The 19,532-nt window shown below is 70.8% G+C and carries 17 protein-coding genes; 5 read left to right on the top strand and 12 right to left on the bottom strand.

What is annotated here, in order from left to right; translation table 11 throughout:
* Nucleotides 1-140: 140 nt before the first annotated feature.
* The 3 genes from QLQ12_RS03135 to QLQ12_RS03145 are packed head-to-tail and all read right to left on the bottom strand — an operon-like array spanning nucleotide 141 to nucleotide 3,725.
* A complete protein-coding gene (locus tag QLQ12_RS03135) occupies nucleotides 141-737 on the bottom strand; it encodes a TetR/AcrR family transcriptional regulator (RefSeq protein ID WP_282757332.1) in 597 nt (198 codons plus the stop codon).
* A 4-nt stretch (nucleotides 738-741) separates the two neighbouring features.
* Nucleotides 742-2,883: a YhgE/Pip domain-containing protein gene (locus tag QLQ12_RS03140; protein WP_282756995.1), complete on the bottom strand. Its 2,142-nt coding sequence runs from the start codon at nucleotides 2,881-2,883 to the stop codon at nucleotides 742-744.
* Nucleotides 2,880-3,725 carry an ATP-binding cassette domain-containing protein gene (locus QLQ12_RS03145; protein WP_282756996.1) on the bottom strand — a complete coding sequence of 282 codons (846 nt, stop codon included), beginning with the start codon at nucleotides 3,723-3,725 and terminating at the stop codon, nucleotides 2,880-2,882. The genes QLQ12_RS03140 and QLQ12_RS03145 overlap by 4 nt, the downstream gene beginning before the upstream one ends.
* Nucleotides 3,726-3,837: 112 nt before the next feature.
* Here QLQ12_RS03145 and QLQ12_RS03150 point away from each other — a divergent pair, with 112 nt between their 5' ends.
* A complete protein-coding gene (locus QLQ12_RS03150; protein ID WP_282756997.1) occupies nucleotides 3,838-4,827 on the top strand; it encodes an LLM class F420-dependent oxidoreductase in 990 nt (329 codons plus the stop codon).
* A 204-nt stretch (nucleotides 4,828-5,031) separates the two neighbouring features.
* On the opposite strand, the gene QLQ12_RS03155 is transcribed toward QLQ12_RS03150, so the two are convergent.
* A complete protein-coding gene (locus QLQ12_RS03155) occupies nucleotides 5,032-5,631 on the bottom strand; it encodes a PadR family transcriptional regulator (protein WP_407651398.1) in 600 nt (199 codons plus the stop codon).
* 123 nt (nucleotides 5,632-5,754) lie between these two features.
* Here QLQ12_RS03155 and QLQ12_RS03160 point away from each other — a divergent pair, with 123 nt between their 5' ends.
* Nucleotides 5,755-6,594: a GNAT family N-acetyltransferase gene (locus QLQ12_RS03160; RefSeq protein ID WP_282756998.1), complete on the top strand. Its 840-nt coding sequence runs from the start codon at nucleotides 5,755-5,757 to the stop codon at nucleotides 6,592-6,594.
* 181 nt (nucleotides 6,595-6,775) lie between these two features.
* On the opposite strand, the gene ispG is transcribed toward QLQ12_RS03160, so the two are convergent.
* Genes ispG through dxr form a run of 3 tightly spaced genes read right to left on the bottom strand, consistent with a single transcriptional unit; the run spans nucleotide 6,776 to nucleotide 10,424 of the window.
* The gene (gene ispG, locus QLQ12_RS03165; RefSeq protein WP_282756999.1) at nucleotides 6,776-7,948 is read right to left on the bottom strand and encodes a flavodoxin-dependent (E)-4-hydroxy-3-methylbut-2-enyl-diphosphate synthase; all 1,173 of its coding nucleotides are present in this window, start codon (nucleotides 7,946-7,948) and stop codon (nucleotides 6,776-6,778) included.
* A gap of 5 nt (nucleotides 7,949-7,953) precedes the next feature.
* Nucleotides 7,954-9,216, bottom strand: coding sequence for a M50 family metallopeptidase (locus tag QLQ12_RS03170; protein ID WP_282757000.1), 1,263 nt, complete (start codon nucleotides 9,214-9,216; stop codon nucleotides 7,954-7,956).
* A complete protein-coding gene (dxr, locus tag QLQ12_RS03175) occupies nucleotides 9,216-10,424 on the bottom strand; it encodes a 1-deoxy-D-xylulose-5-phosphate reductoisomerase (protein ID WP_282757001.1) in 1,209 nt (402 codons plus the stop codon). The genes QLQ12_RS03170 and dxr overlap by 1 nt, the downstream gene beginning before the upstream one ends.
* Before the next feature lie 116 nt (nucleotides 10,425-10,540).
* Between dxr and QLQ12_RS03180 the strand changes: the two genes are divergently transcribed.
* Together QLQ12_RS03180 and QLQ12_RS03185 are read left to right on the top strand one after the other, a co-directional pair.
* Nucleotides 10,541-11,377 carry a YhjD/YihY/BrkB family envelope integrity protein gene (locus QLQ12_RS03180; protein ID WP_282757002.1) on the top strand — a complete coding sequence of 279 codons (837 nt, stop codon included), beginning with the start codon at nucleotides 10,541-10,543 and terminating at the stop codon, nucleotides 11,375-11,377.
* Between the two features lie 11 nt (nucleotides 11,378-11,388).
* Entirely contained in the window at nucleotides 11,389-12,942 is a 1,554-nt protein-coding gene (locus QLQ12_RS03185; RefSeq protein ID WP_282757003.1) for a phytoene desaturase family protein, read from the top strand.
* Here the strand turns inward: QLQ12_RS03185 and QLQ12_RS03190 are convergent.
* Nucleotides 12,939-14,489: a Rieske 2Fe-2S domain-containing protein gene (locus QLQ12_RS03190; protein ID WP_282757004.1), complete on the bottom strand. Its 1,551-nt coding sequence runs from the start codon at nucleotides 14,487-14,489 to the stop codon at nucleotides 12,939-12,941. The two genes, QLQ12_RS03185 and QLQ12_RS03190, sit on opposite strands and share 4 nt — an antisense overlap.
* 221 nt (nucleotides 14,490-14,710) lie before the next feature.
* Between QLQ12_RS03190 and QLQ12_RS03195 the strand changes: the two genes are divergently transcribed.
* Nucleotides 14,711-14,977 carry a DUF2631 domain-containing protein gene (locus tag QLQ12_RS03195; RefSeq protein ID WP_282757005.1) on the top strand — a complete coding sequence of 89 codons (267 nt, stop codon included), beginning with the start codon at nucleotides 14,711-14,713 and terminating at the stop codon, nucleotides 14,975-14,977.
* Nucleotides 14,978-15,057: 80 nt separating this feature from the next.
* Here QLQ12_RS03195 and QLQ12_RS03200 read toward each other — a convergent pair whose 3' ends face one another.
* The 4 genes from QLQ12_RS03200 to frr form a co-directional block, all read right to left on the bottom strand.
* Nucleotides 15,058-16,350 carry a DivIVA domain-containing protein gene (locus QLQ12_RS03200; protein WP_282757006.1) on the bottom strand — a complete coding sequence of 431 codons (1,293 nt, stop codon included), beginning with the start codon at nucleotides 16,348-16,350 and terminating at the stop codon, nucleotides 15,058-15,060.
* A 37-nt stretch (nucleotides 16,351-16,387) separates the two neighbouring features.
* Nucleotides 16,388-17,566 carry a 23S rRNA (adenine(2503)-C(2))-methyltransferase RlmN gene (gene rlmN, locus QLQ12_RS03205; protein ID WP_282757007.1) on the bottom strand — a complete coding sequence of 393 codons (1,179 nt, stop codon included), beginning with the start codon at nucleotides 17,564-17,566 and terminating at the stop codon, nucleotides 16,388-16,390.
* Between the two features lie 43 nt (nucleotides 17,567-17,609).
* Entirely contained in the window at nucleotides 17,610-18,656 is a 1,047-nt protein-coding gene (locus QLQ12_RS03210) for a phosphatidate cytidylyltransferase (protein ID WP_282757008.1), read from the bottom strand.
* Between the two features lie 311 nt (nucleotides 18,657-18,967).
* Nucleotides 18,968-19,525 (bottom strand): ribosome recycling factor, encoded by a 558-nt coding sequence (gene frr / locus QLQ12_RS03215; RefSeq protein WP_282757009.1) that lies wholly within the window; start codon nucleotides 19,523-19,525, stop codon nucleotides 18,968-18,970.
* Between the last annotated feature and the right edge of the window lie 7 nt (nucleotides 19,526-19,532).

Raw genomic sequence — 19,532 nt, forward strand, 5'->3', positions numbered from 1 at the left:
GTCCCCCCCCCCCCCCCCCCCGGGGGCCCCCCCCCCCCGGGGGTGCCCCCCCCCGGGGGGGGGGCGCCCCGCCGCGGCGCCGGCCCCCCCCGCTTCCCGCGTTTCCCACCCCCCGCGCTGGTACGGGGAGACGCCCGCGGTCACGCCACCCGGCGCACGATCGCCAGCAGAGACGCCTCGACGTCCTCGATGGGTCGGTCGGGCTGGAACACCAGCCAGTCCACCGACACCACCAGCCCCACCCCGAAGAGCGCCGCCGACGCCACCGGCACGTCCAGCTCTGCCGGGAGGTCCCCGGAGTCGACCCCGGCCTGCACGGTCTCCGCGATCACCCCGATCGCCTGCTCGCGCAGCAGGATCAGGGTCTGCTGCCACTCCCGGTTGGTGCGCCACATCTCGGAGAGCAGCAACTGGGCGAAGGCCCGGTAACGCCGGATGTACTCCAACTGGGCCCGGATCAGCGCGCGCAGCGCCTCGCGGGGCGGCAGGCCCTCCACCGCGGCCCGGAACTGCTCGGTGAGCAGGCCCACCCCGTGCCGGAGCAACTCCTCGAAGAGGTCCGTCTTGGATTTGAAGTTGTAGTAGACGGTTCCCTTGGCCACCTTGGCGCGCAACGCGATGTCGTCCACCGTGGTCGCCGAGAATCCCTGTTCGGCGATGAGCGCGACGGCCGCCTCGAACAACCGCTGCCGGGTGTCCTCACGTCGCCGGCTTCGCCCGTCGGTCTCCACGAGCAGAACCCTAGAGGACCAGCTCGGGGTGCAGGTCAGCGGTGCGCATCCGCCGTTTCCTGCCGGCCAGCACCACCGTCAGCAGCAGCGCCGCGAACCCGAAACCGGCCAGCGCCAGCGCGTCGTGGGTCACGGTCGCCGCCCTGCCGCCGTCGACGGCGTGCCGGATCCCCTCCACCACGTACGTCATGGGAAGCAGCGGATGGATGACCTGGAAGAACTCCGGTGACGTCTGGACCGGATAGGTCCCTCCGGACGAGGTGAGTTGCAGCATCAGCAGCGCCAGCGCGACGACCCGCCCAGCCGGTCCCAGCGCCGCGCCGGTCAGCTGCATGATCGCGGCGAAGACGGCGGCCGTGCCCAGCATCAGGCCCAGAGTCGCTCCGGCGTGCACCGGGTCGAGGCCGAGCACGAGGTGCACGACCGTGTAGAGCAGGCCGGCCTGGACCGCCCCCATCAGCACGCCCGGGAGCAACCCGGCCAGCGCGACCCGCAGCGGCGGGGCGCCGGACATCAGGTACCGCCGGTTCAGCGGCCGCAGCAGCATGTAATTGATCATGGCGCCGACCCAGAGGGCCAGGGCCAGGAAGTACGGGGCGAACCCGACGCCGTAGGTGGCGGCCGGGTGGCGCACCACTCGGTCCAGCGAGACCGGGTCGGCGAGCACGTCGGCACGTTGGCCGGCGTCGCCGTACCCCGGGATCTCCGCGGCGCCGTCGGCCAGCCCGCCGGCCAGCTGCCCCGCCCCGTCGCGCAGGTCACCGAGTCCGGTCGCGAGCTCGTGGCCGCCGTTCGACAGTTTCGTCAGGCCGCTGTCCAGCTTCCGGGCCCCGTCGGCCAGCCGGAAGATACCGCCGCGCAGCTCGGTGGCGCCCGCCGCGGCGTCGGCCGTGCCCGAGCTCAGCCGCTTCGTGGCGGTCGCCAGCTTGTCCAGGCCCGCGGCGAAACCGTCGATCTTGGCGCGGGCCGCGGCGACGTCATCGGCCAGGTGCGGCGCGGCCGCCGCGACCGTTCGTGCGGTCTTCGCCACCTCCCGCAGCTCGCTTCGCAGACCGTCCAGGTCGGCCTCGTCGATCCGGCTCTGGACCTGCTCGGCGTCGCGCACCAGCCGGTCGGCCAGTTCCCGCGCCCCGGCCAGGCCGGGGGTGTCCTCGGGCAGCCCGTCCAGATAGTTCCGCAATTTCCGGGCGTCGGCCGCCGCCCGGTCCGCGGCGTCGTCGATCCGGCCGACGTTCGCCGCCAGCTTGTCGGCGCCGCGTGCGACCCGGTTCGCCGCGTCTTCGATGGCCCGCGCGTTCTCCCGCAGCACCGGCTCGGCCCGGTCGGCCGCGGTGTCGACCACGTTCGCCAGTTTCCGCCCGGCGCCGGCCGCCTCCGCGGTGCCCGAGGCGATCTGGGCGGCGCCCGCCGTCAACTGTTTCAAGCCGTCCGCCAGCTTGTCGGCGCCGGACCCGGCGGTCCCCAGCCCGGCCGCGAGCTTCCCGGCGCCCTTGTCCGCCGAGTCCAGGCGGCCGGCCAGCTCGCCCGCGCCGGACTGCGCCTTGCCCGCGCCGTTACGCAGGTCCGCCGCCCCATCGGCGGCCTTGCCGGTCTGCTCCTTGAGATCGGTGAAGCCGATCAGCATCCGGTCGAAGTACTTCGCCGAGGCGCTCGCCGACGCGGCCGCCCGCACCTCGTCGAAAGCCGTACGGCCGAAGACGCCGGAAAGGTAGTTGGTGGAGTCGTCGCTGACCGCTTGCAACTCGGCGGTCCGCAGCACGCTGTCCGTCTCCGGCGCCGCGCTGAGATCGGCCGAGAAGTCCGCGGGGATGTGCAGCTTCAGGTGGTACCGCCCGTCCCGCAGCCCCCGCTCGGCGTCCTCGGCGCTGACCAGCCGCCAGTCGAAGATCTCCCGCTCCACCAGCTCGTCGGCGAGATCCTTCCCGGCGTGCAGCATCTCGCCCTCGGACGTCCGCACCGGTTGATCCTCGACGACCAGCGCCGCCGGGATGTGGTTCAGCCGTGCGTAAGGGTCCCAGAAAGCGCACAGGTAGAGCGCTCCGTAGAGCAACGGCACCACCGCGAGCACCGCCAGCGCCGCGGCCGTCAGGCGGCCACGGAGGAAGCGTCGCAGCTCCATCCCGGCGAGCGACAGCGTCGGGAAGTCCGTCATCGCGCGTCCTCCTCGTCACCGGTCTCCTGCCGGGCATCACGCCCGGGCCGCCGGTCCTCTTCCCCCACCCGCGGTTCCCCCTCCGGCTCCGCCGGCTCCTTTTCCGGCTCCTCCGCCGGCACCGGGTCTCCAGCCGGCGGGTCCACCTCTTCCTCCGCCGGCACGATGTCGTCGACCGGCGGGTCCACCTCTTCTACCGCCGGCTCTACCGCCGGCACGAGGTCTCTGGCCGGCGCCTCGATCGTGGGGCGGCCCGGGGCGCCGGATCGCGGGTCGCCGAGCGACACCACCCGGTCCACCCGGGCCGGGTCGATCTCCCGCGCGGTCACCAGGACCGCGACCCCACCGGCGGTGATCTCGGCGAGCAGCGTCCAGAGGGCGTCCTGCTCGGCACGATCCAGGCCGGCGTCGACGCCGTCGAGCGCGATCACCGCCGGCTCGTTCAGCATCGCCAGAGTCAGACCGAGAAGATGCCGCTGGTACGGCGAGAGGTCCCGCCCTCGCAGGTCCGGGTCGAGGCCGTACAGCGGGATCGATGCGGCCGCCCGGCGGGGACGGCCGAGCAGCGCCAGTCGTTCCCGGACGTGTTCCAGGACCGTGAAGACGGGTTCGGGCTCCTCGACGTCGGGCACGTGAGCGAGCGCCGCCGTACCGCTGAGGTCGATCCTGCCGGTGGTGAGCCGCAGCCGTCTCGCCAGCGCGAGCAGCGCGGTGGTGCGCCCACTCCCCGGCGGGCCGACCACGGCGACCGTCTCGCCGGCCTCGATCCGCAGGTCGAGGTCGCGGACAAGCCAGCGACGGCGATGACGCACTCCGGCGCCGGTCGCGGTCAGCACCGACATGACGGCTCCTTATTTGAACTGACTGGTCAGTCCAAAAACATACTCATGGGAAATCCCTCAACCCTGCCGAGGTGGTGGACATCACGTAACCGAGCCCGGCAGGATCAAGGGCATGTCGATGCGATGGGGCATGACCGTGCCGTTCGGCGGCGTCCCGCTCTCCGGGCACGCCGCCGTCTTCTCCGCGCTGGCCGATGCCGGTTTCACCGATGCCTGGTCGGCCGAGGTCGCCGGCACCGACGGCTTCACTCCGCTGACGCTGGCCGCGGCCTGGGAGCCTCGACTGCGTCTGGGCACCGCGATCGCGCCGGTCTTCACCCGCGGTCCGGGCCTGCTGGCGATGACCGCGGCCGCCCTCGCCGAGGCCGCACCCGGGCGCTTCCAACTGGGCATCGGCGCGTCCTCACCGGTGGTCGTCGGCGACTGGAACGCCGTCGACTTCGCCCAGCCCTTCTCCCGCAGCCGCGACGTCCTGCGCTTCCTGCGGTCGGCGCTGGCCGGCGAGCTGGTCGACGGTGACTTCGACACGTTCTCGGTGCGCCGTTTCCGGCTGGAGCGTCCGCCGGCGACGCCGCCGCCGATCATGCTGGCCGCGCTGCGGCCCGGCATGCTCCGCCTGGCCGCCGCCGAGGCCGACGGCGTGATCCTGAACTGGCTGGCCGCTTCGGACGTGGCGACCGCCCTCGCCGAGACCAAGGAGGCGAAGCCCGGCTTCGAGGTGGCCGCCCGCATCTTCGTGATCCCCACGGAGGACGCCGGTTACGCCCGCACCGTCGGCCGCCGCATGATCACCGCCTATCTGACGGTTCCGGCCTACGCCGCCTTCCACCGCTGGCTCGGCCGCGAGGAGGCGCTGGCTCCGATGTGGCAGGCCTGGCAGTCCGGCGACCGCAAGGGCGCTCTGGCCGCCATCCCGGATTCGCTGGTCGACGAGCTGATCGTGCACGGCTCGCCCGCCGAGTGCCGGGCCCGCGTCCAGGCCTACGCGGACGCCGGCGTCACGGTGCCGGTCATGGCCCTGACTCCCACACCCGAGCTTGAGCGCGGTGGCCTTCCGGCCCTTCTCGACCTGATCGCCGGGCTCGGCCACCACCCCGCCTGAGCAGCACCGCCGGGTCGCGCCCCGAGGCGGCCGCGACCTTCGGCCGCCTCGGCCGGGCGGGCACGGCCGAGGCCTCCCGGAGGCGGTCGGCGGGCGTCGCCGCGGCGGTCCGCGACTCTCCGGCCCGATAACGTGAGAACGCACCCGGATCGGTCCGGGTGCGTTCTCACGAGCCGCCGCGGGCTTGCCCCGCCCTGGGCGGCGTCATTCACTTTCGGCGAGGATGGCGTAAAGCTTGCGCTTGGTCTCGCCGAGCACCTCCAGTGCTTTCTGGCGCTGCTCGGCGGTGCCGTTGAAACCGACCTGCTTGAGCGCGCCCATGATGCCGACCGCCGCGTCGCGGAAGTCCTGCACCTGGGACATGGCGTCGGCGCCGAACTGCGCCCACGGCGGGTTCTGCGCGGCGGCCTCGGCCTCGGGACGCCCGTCGGCGGTGAGCTGGTAGCTCTTGCGGCCGCCGTCGGCGGTCGCCTCGATGAGCCCTTCGTCCTCCAGCAACTGGAGCGTCGGATAGATCGAGCCGGGACTGGGCCGCCAGATGCCGCCGCTGCGGGAGTCGATCTCCTGGATCATCTCGTAGCCGTGCATCGGCCGCTCGAGCAGCAGCGCCAGGATGGCGGGCCGCACGTTCTGACCGCGACCACGGCCTCGCCGGGGGCCGGGCCGGCCACCGAAGTCGGGCGGCGGGAAGCCGGGTCCGCCGGGTCCGCCGCCGAAGGGGAATCCGGGCGGGAACCCGAAGCCGCGCCTGCGGAACTCGCCGCCCCAGCCGGGCCCGCCGCGCCCTCCATGCATGTGTCTCATGATCTTCTCCGTTCTGTCGTCGATAGTTAGACGATATATCGGCAACGTGTCGACGACAAGCGTTTGGCGGATCGCGGGGTTGCGGTAGGTGTCGAGGGGCGCTCATCTGGCAATGTGGTACCTGTGTTGACGGTGCCCATACGCCAGCTCGGCGAGCCCGAGCGTCCGGTCGTCGAGCGGATCCTCGACGCCGATCCCTACGCGGGCGCCCAGATCGCGGAGCGGGTGGCCGCCCACGGACTCAACTGGTGGCGTTCCGACGGGCGGATCTACGGCTACGAGCCGCGCCGACAGATCGAGTCGATCATCTGGTCCGGGGCACACCTGGTGCCGGTGGGCGCCACACCGCCGGCGACCGCGGCCTTCGCCGACCTGCTCGGCGCCGAGCCGCGCATCTGCTCCTCGATCATCGGCCGGTCCGAGGCGGTGCTGGACCTGTGGGACCGGCTCGGCGGCAACTGGGGGCCGGCACGTGACGTGCGACCCCACCAGCCGCTGCTGGTGACCGACCGCGACTCGGCCACCCGGCCGGACCCGGAGGTCCGCCTGGTCCGCGCCGGTGAGGTGGAGCAACTCTTCCCGGCGGCCGTGGCGATGTACACCGAAGAGGTCGGGGTCTCGCCGTTGCTGGACGACGGCGGGCGCGGTTACCGGCGGCGGATCGCCGAGCTGGTGAAGGCGAAACGCGCCTACGCACGGTTCGACGGCGACCTGGTGATCTTCAAGGCCGAGCTGGCGATCGTGACCCGGCGGACCACACAGGTGCAGGGCGTTTGGGTGCATCCGGACTACCGGGGAATGGGCCTGGCCACCGGAGCGATGGCCGCCGTCGTGGCGGACGCGCTGCGCCGGGTGGCGCCGACCGTGAGCCTCTATGTGAACGACTACAACACCGCGGCCCGCCGGGTCTATGCGAACTGCGGCTTCGTCTCGGCCGGCAGCTTCGCCACCGTCTTGTTCTGACGCCCGGCCTTGTTCTGACGCCCGACCTTGTTCTGACGCCCGGCCTTGTTCTGACGCCCGGCCTTGTTCTGACGCCCGGCCTTGTTCTGACGCCCGGCCTTGTTCTGACGCCGGCGGCGCGCACGAGAAGGGCCCGGCCCCGGCGAACGCCGGTGACCGGGCCCCACAGGAACTCAGACGACTAGTGGACGGTGACGGTCGGGCCAGGGAGCAGCTCGCGCAACTCCTCGGGGAGTTCGGCGCCCATCTCGTCGGCGAGCCGCAGCGCCTCCTCGACCAGCGTCTCCACGATGATCGACTCGGGCACGGTCTTGATGACCTTGCCCTTGACGAAGATCTGGCCCTTGCCGTTGCCGGACGCGACGCCGAGGTCGGCCTCACGGGCCTCACCGGGCCCGTTGACGACGCAGCCCATGACGGCCACCCGCAGCGGCACCGGGAAGCCCTCGAGAGCGGCGGTGACCTGCTCGGCGAGCGTGTAGACGTCGACCTGGGCCCGGCCGCAGGACGGGCAGGACACGATCTCCAGACCGCGCTCGCGCAGACCCAGCGACTCCAGGATCTGGTTGCCGACCTTGATCTCCTCGACCGGCGGCGCGGAGAGCGAGACCCGGATGGTGTCGCCGATGCCCTCGGCGAGCAGGGCGCCGAACGCGACCGCGCTCTTGATGGTGCCCTGGAACGCCGGCCCGGCCTCGGTGACGCCGAGGTGCAGCGGGTAGTCGCACTGCTCGGCGAGTTGCCGGTACGCCCGGATCATGACGACCGGGTCGTTGTGCTTCACCGAGATCTTGATGTCCCGGAAGCCGTGCTCCTCGAAGAGCGAGCACTCCCAGAGCGCCGACTCGACCAGCGCCTCGGCGGTGGCCTTGCCGTACTTCTCCAGGAGCCGCTTGTCGAGCGAGCCCGCGTTGACGCCGATCCTGATCGGGATGCCGGCGTCACCGGCGGCCTTCGCGATCTCCTTGACCTTGTCGTCGAACTGCCGGATGTTGCCCGGGTTGACCCGGACCGCGGCACAGCCGGCGTCGATCGCGGCGAACACGTATTTCGGCTGGAAGTGGATGTCGGCGATCACCGGGAGCTGCGACTTCTTGGCGATCGCGGGCAGCGCCTCGACGTCGTCCTGGGACGGGACGGCGACACGGACGATCTGGCACCCCGACGCGGTCAGCTCGGCGATCTGCTGAAGCGTCGCGTTGATGTCGGAGGTGAGCGTGGTGGTCATCGACTGAACGCTGACCGGCGCGCCACCGCCGACCAACACTCCCCCGACGTTGATCTGGCGGCTCTGCCGGCGCGGGGCCAGGGGCGGCGGGGGGACGGCCGGCATTCCGAGACTGATCGCGGTCATGTCACTCACTTGAAGATCGAGATGGGGTTGACGATGTCGGCGGTCACGGTCAGCAGGGTGAACGCCCCACCGATGAGAATCACCGCGTACGTCAGTGGCATCAACTTGTAGTAGTCCACCCGGCCCGGATCAGGTCGATGGAAACGCTTGTAGAGCCATGAGCGAATTGCTTCGAACCAGGCGATGGCGATGTGCCCGCCGTCGACCGGCAGCAGCGGCAGCAGGTTGAACAGGCCGATGAACACGTTCAGCGAGATGAAGACCTGCCAGAAGACCTCGGGCACGCCTTTCTCGATGGCCTCGCCACCGATCCGGCTGGCCCCGACGACGCTGATCGGGGTGTCCGGGTCGCGCTCGTCACCGGTGATCGAGTTCCACAGGGCCGGAATCTTCTCGGGGATCCGGGCCATCGCCTGGAGCGATTTCTCCACCAGATACCAGTTGAACTCGCCGGAGGCGGGCACCGCTCCGAAGGCACTGTAGGTGATGACGGCCGGCTGGTCCGTGGTCCAGCTCACGCCGGCGACCGCGACCTGGGAGATCGGGCCTTTCGGGTCCTCGATGGGCCGCCGTTCGGCCGGGAGCAGGTTGACCGTCGTCGTGGCGGTCTTGCCGTCGCGCACATATTCGAAGGTGGTCGGAGCGGCTGCCGAGGCCCGGATGGTGTCGGTCAACTGGCCGTAATCGGTGACCGCGACGGCGCCGACCTTGGTGATCAGGTCACCGGTCTTCAGCCCGGCCGCCTTGGCCGGGGACTGCTGGGCGCTGCCCTGGCCCGGCACGCACTCGGTGGTGGCGGTGTCGCTCAGCGAGGTGCGGATGCAGTCGGCCACGTAGATCATCGCGGGGGCGGAGCGCGTCTGCTCCGCGTTCTGCGGGAGGTCGATGTTGGGCAGGCCGATGCTCCAGGCCATCACCCAGGCGCCGACCAGCGCCAGCATGAAGTGGGTGATCGAACCGGCGGCCATCACCACGGTCCGCTTCCAGACCGGGAACCGCCACATGGCCCGGTGCTGGTCCTCCGGGGCGACGTCGTCGTCCTGCGGCGTCATGCCGACGATCTTGCAGAAGCCGCCGAGCGGGATGAGTTTCAGGCCGTACTCGGTCTCGCCGCGGTGGAACGAGAAGATCGTCGGGCCGAAGCCGACGAAGTACTTCGTGACCTTCATCCCGAAGCGTTTGCCGGTGATCATATGACCCAGCTCGTGGAGACTCACCGAGATCAGGATGGTGAGCGCGAACGCCACCACACCCAGCCAGAACAGCATCAGGCTCCTTCAGCCACAGTCGTGATCATCCGCTGCGCCTCGACACGCGCCCAGGCCTCGGCGGCAAGCACGTCCTCGACGGTACCCGGCTCCGCGAAATCCGGGGCCGCGGCGAGGACTTGTTCCAGCGTGTCGACGATGCCCAGGAACGGTAGCCGACCCGAGACGAAAGCGGCCACACACTCCTCGTTCGCCGCGTTGTAGACGGCCGGCAGACAGCGCCCGGCCCGGCCCGCCTCCTTGGCCAGCCGGACGGCCGGGAACGCCTCTTCGTCGAGCGGGCGCAACTCCCAGTTGTGCGCGGCCGTCCAGTCGACGGCGGCGGCCGCCCGCGGGACCCGATCCGGCCAGGCCAGAGCGAGCGCGATCGGCAGCCGCATGTCGGGCGGGCTGGCCTGAGCGAGGGTCGACCCGTCGGTGAACTCGACCAGCGAGTGCAGCACCGACTGAGGATGGACCATCACCTCGATGTCGTCGTACGGCACGCCGAACAGCTCGTGCGCCTCGATCACCTCGAGCGCCTTGTTCACCATGGTGGCCGAGTTGATCGTCACGACCGGGCCCATGTCCCAGGTCGGGTGCTTGAGGGCCTCCTCCGGGGTGACGTTCGACAGCTCCTCGCGCCGCCGCCCGCGGAACGCCCCGCCGCTCGCGGTGAGGACGAGCCGCCGCACCTCGGCCGCCGAGCCGCCGCGCAGGCACTGGGCCAGCGCCGAGTGCTCCGAGTCGACCGGGACGATCTGCCCCTGCTTGGCGATCCGCCGGACCAGCGGGCCGCCGGCGACCAGCGACTCCTTGTTGGCGAGGGCGAGGATCCGGCCTTCCTGGAGGGCCGCGAGGGTGGGCGCCAGCCCGAGGCTGCCGACCACGCCGTTCAGCACGACGTCACACGGCCACCTGGCCAGTTCGGTCATCGCTTCCGGCCCGGCCACGATCTTGGGAAGCTTGAAGTCGCCGGTGGCCCAGCCGCGCTTCTGCGCCTCGGCGTAGAAGGCGAGTTGCAGGTCCTGGGTGACCGAGGCGCGGGCCACCCCGACCACCTCGACGCCCAGTTCGAGGGCCTGCGCGGCGAGCAGACCGACGTTGCCGCCGCCGGCGCCCAGGGCCACCACCCGGAACCGGTCCGGGTTGCGCCGGACTATGTCGATGGCCTGGGTGCCGATGGACCCGGTGGAGCCGAGCAGTACGAGGTCACGCATAACGCTCATCTTCCCGGACGGCGGTTCGCGCCGGCGCCCGCCCCACGGTCTCACGGCCGCGGCGGCGATCCATCGATCTCCATGACGATCGACGTCAGGAACGTCCGATTGGGTAAGGCAACGACATGCTGCGAGCGCGCCAGGCACTGACAACACTGTTCCGGCCGCTGCGTGGGCGAGACGTCGCGCTGCACGCCGCCGCGATCACCTTCTACAGCGGCATCGCGGTGATCCCGGTGGCGCTGCTGGCGGTGTGGCTGACCGGGCTGGTGGTGGGCGCGGAGCGGGTACACCGCCTGACCGGCCGGACCATCGGCGCGCTGCCGGACGAGATCGGGGCGTCGCACGCGCTCGCCGCGCTCATCGACGCCGGACTGGCGCTGACGCCGATGTTCGCGCTCGCCAGCCTGCTGCCGGCCACCCTGTACGGCGAGGGCCTGCGCCGGGCCTTCGCCTCGCTCTCCCGCCCCGGCGAGCGGCTGGTCGGCTGGCGCGGCCGGCTGCTGTGGCTGCCCCTGCTGGCCGCCGCCCCGGCCCTGCTGCTGTCGCTGCTGCTGGCGCTGCCCACCACGAGCCGCCTGTGGCTGCGCGGCGGCTGGTGGTCGGTGCTGGGGGTGGTGCTGTCGTTCCTGGCGGTCTGGCTGGTGCTGACCCCGGTGGTGATCTGGGTGTTCCGGTACGTCGCGCCGGGCCGTCCGCCGTGGCTCACCACCACCCTGATCGGTTCGTTCACCGCGGCCAACCTGTCCGGGTTCCTGCACGGGGCGGTGCTGTTCACCTCGCTGCCGCTGGACCTCGGGGTGCCGTTCGGCGGCCTGACCGAGGTCGGCGCGGTGGTGGCGATCGGCCTCTGGCTGTACCTCTTCCACGTGGTGCTGCTCACCGGTTTCGCGGCGACCCGCACCGCCGGGTCGCTTCTGTCGGACGATCCGGCGAGTTCACCGAGCGCGACCCCGAGGTAACCTCGCGAACCATGACCCCCATTCCGGACAGCGCCGACGTGGTGATCATCGGAGCCGGCCACAACGCTCTCGTCTCCGCGATCCTGCTCGCCCGCGCCGGGCTCGACGTCGTCGTGCTCGAGGCGGCCGGCGTGCTCGGCGGCGCCACCCGCACCGAGCACCCGTTCCCCCGGGTGCCCGGCCTCGGCCAGTCGACCGGCTCCTACCTGCTCGGCCTGATGCCGCCGGAGCTGCTGCGGACGCTCGACGTCGACATCCCGGTGCTGCGGCGCGACCCGCACTACTTCCTGCCCGGCGCCGGGGCCGGTTCGCCGTACCTCCTCTTCGGCAGCGACGCCCAGGCGAACCGGGCGCAGCTCACCGACCGCGACGCGGCCGCCGACGAAGCCCTGGCCGTCGAGATCGGCGCGCTCCGCGCCGACCTCGCGCCCGCCTGGCTGGAGGAGCCGGCGCCGGTGGAGGAGATCGCCGAGCGGCACATCCGGCCGCAGCTGCAGAGCACCTTCCTCGATCTGGTGCGCGGATCGGTCGCCGACTATCTGGCCCGGTTCGGGTTCGCCAGCGAGCTGCTGGTCGCGATGTACGCGGTCACCGACGGCCTGTCCGGGCTGAACGCCGGGCCGGACGACCCCGGCACCGGGCACAACTTCCTGGTGCACAACATGTGCCGGCTGCCCGGCTCGGACGGGACGTGGCTGATCGCCGAAGGCGGGATGGGCACGGTGTCACGGGTCTTCGCGGACGCCGCCCGGGCCGCGGGAGCCCGCCTCTTCACGGATGCCCGGGTGACCGCGGTGACCGTGGACGGCGGCGCGGCCAGTGGCGTGGTGCTGGCCGACGGGCGATCGGTCTCCGCCCGGGTCGTTCTCGGCGGCTGTGACCCGTACCAGCTGATGGGTCTCGTTCCGGAAGGTTCTCTGCCCTCGGCGCTCACCGAGCGGATGGCCGCGGTCAAGCGGACCGGAACCACCCTCAAGGTCAATCTCGCGCTGCGTGACCTGCCGCGGTTCGCCTGCCTGCCCGACGGCGCGCCGTCGCCGAACGGGTCGACCGTCCACCTGCTGCCGGGCGAGGCCTCGCCGATGACGAACCTGCGGCGGATGTGGGCCGACGTGCGGGCCGGCGTCCTGCCGGACGAGCCGACCATCGAGTGGTACCTGCACACCACCGTCGATCCGTCGCTGCGCGACGAGGCCGGACACCATTCCTCGGCGCTCTTCGTGCAATCGGTGCCCTTCGAGCCGACGGGCTCGTCGTGGGATCAGGAGCTTCCGGGGTACGTGGACAGGCTGCTCGCGCTCTGCGACCGGTATGCGCCCGGCACCTCGGACCTGGTCGCCGACGTGTTCCCGCTCACCCCACCGGGGATCGAGAAGCACTTCGGGATCACCGGCGGGCACATCCACCACGTCGACAACACGGTGGCGTTCGACCAGCGGATGCCGTACTCCACCGGGCTGGACGGGCTGTACCACGGCTCGGCCGGGGCGCACCCGGCCGGCAGCGTGATCGGCGCGGCGGGCCACAACGCGGCCCGCCGCATCCTGCGCGATCTCGCTCTTTAAGAGGACTTGCTGGCGCGGATCTTGTGGCCGACGCCGGTCAGGCAGCGGCCGCTCGGCAGGTCGAACTTCCAGCCGTGCAACTGGCAGGTCAGCACGTTGCCCTCGACGATGCCGAACCGGGACAGGTCGGCTTTCAGGTGGGGGCAACGTCGCTGCACCGTCCAGTCGCCGAACTGGATGTCCTCGGCGTCGACGGACTTCTCGTGCTCGTCGTACCAGCCCTCGGCGTACTGCAGGCGCTCCTCGGAAAGGCACTTGAAGAACGCGTAGACGAACTCGTTGTACTGCCCGATCCGGGCCGCGGAGAAGCGGCAGGACAGGAACAGCGAGTTCACCCAGTCTCCCTCGTCGATGAAGATGAGGTGTTCGATCAGCTCGCGCTGCATCTTGAAGCGGTAGCGGACCTTCTCGTCGGCGTACGGCCGGACCTGCTTGCCCGGGAAGTCCACGACGATCGACTCGATCTCGCCGCCGTCGTAGGAGACCAGGTCGAACCGGACCGGGCCACCGACGCCCTTGGCCAGGTAGATCGACTCCTCGAGCAGCGGCTCGATGCGCTTCTTCAGCTCGCCCAGGACGTCGATCTCCGGGTGCCGCCAGGACGCCTTCTCCGCCTCCAGGGCGGGGCGCTTACGCTCCCGCATCTCCTCCAGGTGGGCGACCTTGTTCGCGAAGAACTCCTCGACCGGCACCGGGTGCTCGGTCGTCGCCGTCGCGCCGCCGTCGGTGAGCTCGGTCACGCTGCCCGGAAGCAGCACGATGCCGTTGGTGCCGCCGACCTTCGCGTACTCGGAGAGGAACACCGACTGGTCGGGGAAGATGTTGCCCTCGTCGCCGTGGATGTCGTTGAACTGCCACAGCTCGTCGTCGAGGAAACACGGCGGGCCGGCGATCGGGAAGACGTGGTCGGCCTTCAGGTCGTCGATGTAACGCCAGGTGCGGTCGAACTGCCGGTCCCGCTTCTGCTTGCCGAACGCCGTCTTCGCGTTCTCCGGCAGCTCGTAGACCATCGGGTACCAGATGGCGCCGGAGAACTGCAGCATGTGCGCGTGCACGTGGCCCAGCTCGTTGAACCGGGTCAGGTCGGCGGGGCGAGCGTCGTTCTGGTTCAGCACGCGGATGCCGTCGTACTCCACCCAGAGTGACGAGTCACCGATCGGACCGTCGGTCGGGCTGATCAACGCCTGGATCATCACCTTCAGGCCGCCGTCGAGCTCGTGCACCTCGTCCGACTTCGTCCGTAGGAAGCTGGTGAAACCCAGATCACGAAGCTCGTCCTCGAGCTGGCTGGTCGGGTACTCCGGCAGCAGGACGGTCGCCTTCTTGCTGATGAACCGCTTGAGGTGCTCCGCGTCGAAGTGGTCCCGGTGCAGGTGGGAGACGTACAGGTAGTCGACGTCGCCCAGGGTCTCCCAGTCGAGCAGGGAGTTGTCCGGGAATGGGAACCACGAGGCGAAATACGCCGGATTCACCCACGGATCGCACAGAATGCTGCCGGCAGCGGTGTCGATCCGCATGCTCGCATGGCCGGTGCCCGTGATCCGCACTAGTCGCTCCTCTGCTTGCATCTTGCTTCTGCTTCCGCGGCGTGGGGACCGCCGCCTTGCTTCTGTCTCCGCGGCATGGTCACCGCCGTCTTGCGTCTGTCTCCGCGGCGCGGGGGCCGCCATCGTGCGTCTGTTCCCGCGGCGTTGTGACCGCATCGAAAGTACAGCCGGGTTGCCGGGTTCCGCCCGCCGACCCCGTGACACACTGTTTTCCGATTCGGATGTCACTACCGACGAGGAGGGGAGCGACCGTGGCTGCGGACGAACACCACGAGGTCTACGCGCCCGACCAGCTCAAGCCGGGTAACCGCAAGCGGGCTCAGCGCGGCGCGATCATCTCGGCCGCGATCATGCTGCTCTTTCTCTGGGGCAACCAGCAGGGCAACACCGAGAAGGTCTGGCTCGTCCTGATCGCGGTCGGCCTGATCGCCGTCCTGATCGGCGACGCGGTGCTGCGGCGCAGCGGCCTGCGACCCAACGACCAGTAAGCTCCCGGACACGAAAGAGGGGGCCGGTGGCCCCCTCTTTCTCGTCACCGGTCAGCGGCGCCGCAGTTTCTCGTCACCGGTCAGCGGCGCCGCAGCAGGATGTCCTTCACCTCACGCAGCGCGGCATCGACCTCGGCCTCGAAGTAGCCGTTCGGCACCAGACCGAACTGGAGCATGTCGAGGTCGTTCTCGTTCACCGGCATCGGGCCGCGGCCCGTCATCGCCTGGAGAATGCCCTCGAACAGCCGGTCCACCTGCATCGGGTCATAGCCGCTGCCGAACCGGCGCGGCTGGAACGTCCGCCGCAACTGGTCGACCCGGTAGAGTTCGCCACCCGGCTCGCCCAGCGGAGGGCCGAGCTGGGGCTGCTGCGGGCCGTAACCGCCGCCGTAGGGCGGGCCGCTCATCGGCGCACCCGGCATCGGCGAACCGGGCGCCGCCATCGGGGAACCCGGCATCGGAGCGCTCGGCATCTGCTGCTGGCCGTAACCGCCACGCGGGTCGCGGTCGGGCATCCGGATCTCGGCCGTCATGTCGGCCTTGCCGTGCCGGCCCGGCTCGAAACCGTCGAATCCGCCCTGGTCATAGCCACCCTGGCCATAACCGCCCTGGTCGTAACCGGGCGGCGGGCCGGGACGCTGCGGCGGCTGTTGCGGCTGCTGCTGTTGCTGGCCGTAGCCGGTGGGCTCGTCGTAACGCCCGTACGGATCCGGGCCGGGCGGGAGCTGCTGCTGACGCTGCGGCGCCTGCGGGGGCATCTGGGGCGGCATCATCCGGTCGTCACGAACCGGGGCGGGGAGCCTCTCGGTCGGCGGCGATGCCATCCGGGCCGCCGGGTTCATCCCCTGGCCACCCATCCCACCGGGCATGCCCTGCCCGCCCTGCCCCGGGAAGCCCTGCGGCTGGCCCGGGTAGCCCTGCGACTGCGGAAGCTGCCCCTGCATGCCGCCCTGGCCACCGGGCCCGACACCGGCGCCAGCCGGCCCGCGGTCGAAGCCACCCCGGTCGAAACCCTGACCGGGGCCGGGGCCCATCGACGGTGGGCCGGAGACCGGGCCGGGGCCGGAGTGCGAGCCGGCGGTGAGACCACTGCGCATCGAGTCGCGCATCGAGTCGGCGGGGCGGCCGCCCCGCTCCTCGAACTCGGCCAGCTGGCGCTCGACCCGGTCGAGGTGCAGGTCCACCTGCCACTCGTCATAGCCGCCGAAACGCACCCGGAAGACGACGTCGTGCACTTCCTGCGCACCGACCGGCGGGCCGACCTGCTCGCCGGCCAGAGTCGCCTCGACCCGGTCCAGGAAAGCGTCGACCTCGTCGACCTTGTAGCCACGCCGCAGCGCACGCCTTCGGAAACGCTGCCCCTGACTCGTCACAACGTCTCCCACTCCGCTCGCTGGGACCTACGCCCAGTCACTGTGCCACCTCCGCGTCGGCTGCGGCGCCCCCAGCGCTCGCTTCCGTCAGCTCACCCGCGGCCAACTGGCCGCACGCGCCGTCGATCTCCCGGCCCCGGGTGTCGCGAACCGTGGTCGACACGCCGGACTCTCGCAGCCGGCGGACGAACTCGCGCTCGACCGGTTTGGGGCTCGCATCCCACTTGCTGCCCGGTGTCGGGTTGAGTGGGATGAGATTCACATGGGCCAGCTTGCCGTGCAGAAGGCGGCCCAGCAGGTCGGCACGCCAGGGCTGATCGTTTACGTCCCTGATCAGGGCGTACTCGATGGAGACCCGGCGGCCGGTCCGCGCCGCGTATTCGAACGCGGCATCGAGCACCTCGGCCACCTTCCAACGCTGGTTGACGGGCACAAGCTCATCGCGCAGATCATCATCGGGGGCGTGCAGTGACAGCGCAAGGGTCACCGAGAGCTGTTCGGCGATCAACCGGCGCATTGCGGGCACCAAACCCACCGTGGACACCGTGATGTGCCGTTGCGAGAGCCCGAGACCCTCCGGCGCCGGCGACGTCAGCCGCCGCACCGCCTCGATCACCCGCGGGTAGTTGGCCAGCGGCTCGCCCATCCCCATGAAGACCACCCGGGACAGGCGCGGCGGCGAACCGGTGACCGCGCCGGACGCGGCCACCCCGGCCAGATAGACCACCTGGTCCACGATCTCCGCCACCGACAGGTTGCGGGTCAGGCCCTGCTGGCCGGTCGCGCAGAACGGGCACGCCATGCCACACCCGGCCTGGCTGGAGACACAGGCGGTCACCCGGTCGGGGTAACCCATCAAAACGCTCTCGACGAGCGCGCCGTCGTGCAGCCGCCACAGTGTCTTGCGGGTCGCGCCGTCGTCGCACGCCTGCTCCCGGATCGGGGTCAGCAGCGTGGGCAGCAGGTCGGCGGTGAGCTTGTCCCGGGAGGCGGCCGGCAGGTCGGTCATCGCGGCGGCGTCCCGCACCAGGCGGCCGAAGTAGTGGGTGGACAGCTGCTTGGCCCGGAAGGCCGGCTCGCCGAGGCTCGCGACGGCGCTCTGGCGGCCGGCGAGGTCCAGGTCGGCGAGATGGCGCGGAGGCATGCTGGGACGGCGGCGTGTGCTGACCGCGTCGGGCTGATCGGGACTGATCGGGATGACCGGAAGAATCGTCATGGCGTCTCCAGTCTCCCACGTCCGCGGAGTCGGTCGCCCACAGCTAGCTCCGGGTGATGATCGAGAAGAGCAGGTACGCGGTCGGGACGGCGAACAGGATCGAGTCCAGCCGGTCCATCAGGCCACCGTGCCCGGGCAGCAGGTTGCTCATGTCCTTGACCTTCAGGTCCCGCTTGAGCATCGACTCGGCCAGGTCTCCGACGACCGCCATCACCGAGATGACCGCGCCGAACAGCAGGCCCCAGTAGACCGGGACGTCCAGCAGGAAGAAGAGCAGGGCGCCGCTGCCGATCGCGGCGGCCGTCACCGAGCCGGCGAACCCCTCCCACGACTTCTTCGGGCTGATCTTCGGCGCCATCGGATGCTTGCCGAGGAAGACGCCGGAGGCATAGCCACCCGTGTCGGAGAGCACCACGGCGACCAGGGTGCAGATCACCATCAGGGGGCCGTCCTTCTCGTCCATCCGCACCAGCATCGCCGCGAAGCTCAGCAGGAAGGGGCCGTAGACGGCGATCAGCACGCTGGGGGTGAAATCGCGGCGCACGGCGGCGACCCCGTCGGCCAGGCGCCACAACGCGGACGCGCCGACCGTCACGAGCAGGCCCAGGACCAGGGCGTCGGCGCCCTCGAACCACGCCAGGCCGGTCATCAGGGCGCTGCCGGCGATCAGCGGGATCAGCGGCGGCCGGGCCCCGGTGCTGGCCAGCGCGCGGGCCATCTCCCAGGCACCGATGCCGGACGCCACCACGAGGACGCCGAGCAGGGCCACCGGCTGGACCAGCAGCGCGGCGAGGACGATCAGGCCGAGGCTGAGGCCGACCGCGATGGCCGCGGGCAGGTTACGGCCGGCGCGGCCGCCGCCCTGCGGCTTGCGGCCCCGGCCGGCACGGCGACGGCCCCTGCCGCCGCTCCTGCCGTTCTCCTCGGGGGCGCCGGGCTCGTCGGTCATCGATTCCGTTCCGGGGTACTCGGTGACGGCTCCGGTGTGCCGGACAGCGGCATACAGGTCCTCTGACTCAGGGTTGCCCGGCGCCGGGACGCTGGTGTCGTCGCCGGGGATCTGCCGTGCACGGGGATCGACGTAGGACATCAGACCTCGGGAAGGCTCGTGGACAGCGGCGCCGCCGAACGCAATAACAAAGCCGAACCCCTGCCTGCCGAATCTCTGACTTCGCCCCTGGACACCGGGCGAGACCGGGCCCGTGGGGCCGTATGTCGCGCCCACGGGAACCGTGCCGAGCGTACTGCACAGGTGACGCCTGAACAGCCGTCGAGGTGGCGCGCAATTTAACCGCCCGTGAACTCGTACTGGCCCGAACGGCGGCGGCGCCATCCGTTCCGGCGACCGGCATGGGAGAAGCCCGGCACATTCGGTGAGATGCGCCGGGCTTCGTCGGATGCCTAGACCTCGAGGAGCTCGGCTTCCTTGTGCTTGACGAGCTCGTCGATGACGGCGACGTAACGATGGGTCACGTCGTCGAGCTCCTTCTCCGCACGGCGGCCGTCGTCTTCGCCGGTCTCGCCGTCCTTGACCAGCTTGTCGATCTGGTCCTTGGCCTTGCGGCGCACGTTGCGGATCGCGACACGGCTGTCCTCAGCCTTACCGCGCGCCACTTTGATCATCTCGCGGCGCCGCTCCTCCGTCATCTGCGGAAGATGGATGCGCAACTGCGTACCCTCGTTGTTGGGGTTGACACCGAGGTCGGAGTCACGGATTGCCCGCTCGATCGGGCCCAGCTGGGACGCGTCGTAGGGCTTCACGATGACCATGCGGGGCTCCGGCACACCGACGGACGCCATCTGCGTCACCGGCGTGGGCGCACCGTAGTAGTCGACCAGGATCTTGGAGAACATCGCGGGAGTGGCCCTGCCGGTACGGATGGCGGCGAACTCCTCCTTGGCGTGCTCGACCGCGCTCTCCATCTTCTCCTCGGCCTCGAAGAGGGTTTCCTCGATCACCGGCTCT

The organism is Actinoplanes sandaracinus, assembly GCF_030009775.1.
Lineage (GTDB): Bacteria > Actinomycetota > Actinomycetes > Mycobacteriales > Micromonosporaceae > Actinoplanes > Actinoplanes sandaracinus.